At 59.5% G+C, this 1600-nt stretch carries 2 protein-coding genes and 1 pseudogene; all 3 read right to left on the bottom strand.

Features of this window, described 5'->3' with window-relative positions; all coding sequences use genetic code 11:
* The coding region (gene yidC / locus ACNQP3_RS29300) for a membrane protein insertase YidC (RefSeq protein WP_416470711.1) at nt 1-1194 on the bottom strand (1194 nt) is incomplete at its 3' end.
* A gap of 2 nt (nt 1195-1196) precedes the next feature.
* Entirely contained in the window at nt 1197-1442 is a 246-nt protein-coding gene (gene yidD, locus ACNQP3_RS29305; protein ID WP_015268406.1) for a membrane protein insertion efficiency factor YidD, read from the bottom strand.
* Nucleotides 1435-1600: pseudogene (gene rnpA, locus ACNQP3_RS29310) on the bottom strand (ribonuclease P protein component); the annotation flags it as partial. The gene yidD and the pseudogene rnpA, both read right to left, overlap by 8 nt.

Here is a 1600-nt window from a genome sequence, read left to right on the forward strand (position 1 = left end):
GGCCATGGAGCGGTAGCTGGCAGCCGACAGAGGGAAGAACAGGCCTTTGATCAGCATGGTCAGCACGATGATCGACCAGCCCCAGTTACCCAGGAGGCTGTGGATATGTTGCAGCAGCCAGAAGATCGGTTGGGCGATGAACCACAGGAAGCCGTAGTCGACGGTCAGTTCCAGGCCTGGGGACAACTCTTTCAGCTTGGACTGAATCTTCGGGCCGGCGTACAGCATGGCGCTGGTTTCGACCTTGCCACCAGCAGGCACGCTGATTACGGGGCCGGTGTAGCCAATGATGTAGTTACCCTGGCTGTCCTTGCGGGTCTGAACAACGTTGTTGTCCGACTTGGCCGGAATCCAGGCGGTGACGAAGTAGTGCTGCAGCCAGGCAACCCAGCCGCCGGACACATTTTCTTTCAAACCACCTTTGTCGATGTCCTTCATCGAGACCTTTTTGTAAGGCTCGGAAGCTGTCCACAGGGCTGCACCCAGGTAGGTCGCAGTACCGGTGGCGGTGCTGGAAGAAGGATCGCCGCTGGCGTCACGCTTGAGCTGGGCAAACATGTTGCCGCTCCAGGCCTGGCCGCTCTGGTTGTCGATCAGGTAGCTGACATTCAGGTCGTACTCACCGCGCTTGAAGCTGAAGCGCTTGATGTAGTTGACACCGTTGTCGCTGAACTTCAGGTCGACCACCAGTTGTTCCTGGCCGTCGGCCAGCTGGTAGCTCTTCTGCTCGGCGGAATACAGCGGGCGACCGCTGGCGCGGGCATCCGGGCCGTTGGCGCCGGTCAGGCCGCTTTGTGCCAGGTAAACACGCTCACCACCGTTGTCGAACAACTGGAACGGAATGTCCGGGTGGTCTTGACGGCGTGGGTACTTCGGCAGGTTCAACTGGACGATGTCACCACCGACCGGATCGATAGCCAGTTCCAGAACGTCGGTCTTGACTCGGATCAGGTCCTTGCTGAGTGCGACCGGTGCCAGTTCGGCAGGGCTCGATTCGGCGTTGGCGCTCGGTACATCGGCGCTGGCACCGTTGTTACCGGCCGGCACGCCATCGGGCAAGCCCGGAGCAACAGTGCTGGCAGCAGTATTCTGAGTCGGCAGGGCAGCCTGGCCGTAGTCATCGTTCCACTTCAGGACCATGACGTAGGACACGACTGCCAGCGCGGCGATCAGGATCGTGCGTTTAATATCCATGATTACTCGGCTATCGAAGAAGTTCGGGAGGAAGGAGCGGGTGGAACGGGGTCGAAACCGCCGTCATTCCACGGATGACAACGCCCCAGGCGACGAACGGCCAGCCACCCACCACGCCAGAGGCCATGGTTTTCAATGGCTTCATATGCGTAACAGGAGCAACTGGGGAAAAAACGACAGTGATTGGCCATCAGTGGACTAATGGCGTAACGGTAAAACTGGATCGGAACGAGTGCCAGTTTACGCATCTTGGCTGTCTACCCCTGCGGAATTGGCGGTGGCTGCTGGTGCTGGCCGGCTGCGCGCCAGGCGTTTCCAGAGCTTGCCAAAGTGTTGGTGCAATTCCGGGTTTTCAATCTCACCCAATCCCTTGCGCGCGACGATCACGATGTCCAGGCCGGCAAGC

Source organism: Pseudomonas sp. LFS074 (genome assembly GCF_047978165.1).
In the GTDB taxonomy this organism is placed as follows: Bacteria; Pseudomonadota; Gammaproteobacteria; order Pseudomonadales; family Pseudomonadaceae; genus Aquipseudomonas; species Aquipseudomonas putida_P.

Coding starts and splice junctions, on each gene's coding strand:
- yidD (WP_015268406.1), bottom strand. CDS start 1,442: ATGCGTAAACTGGCACTCGTTCCGATCCAGTTTTACCGTTACGCCATT.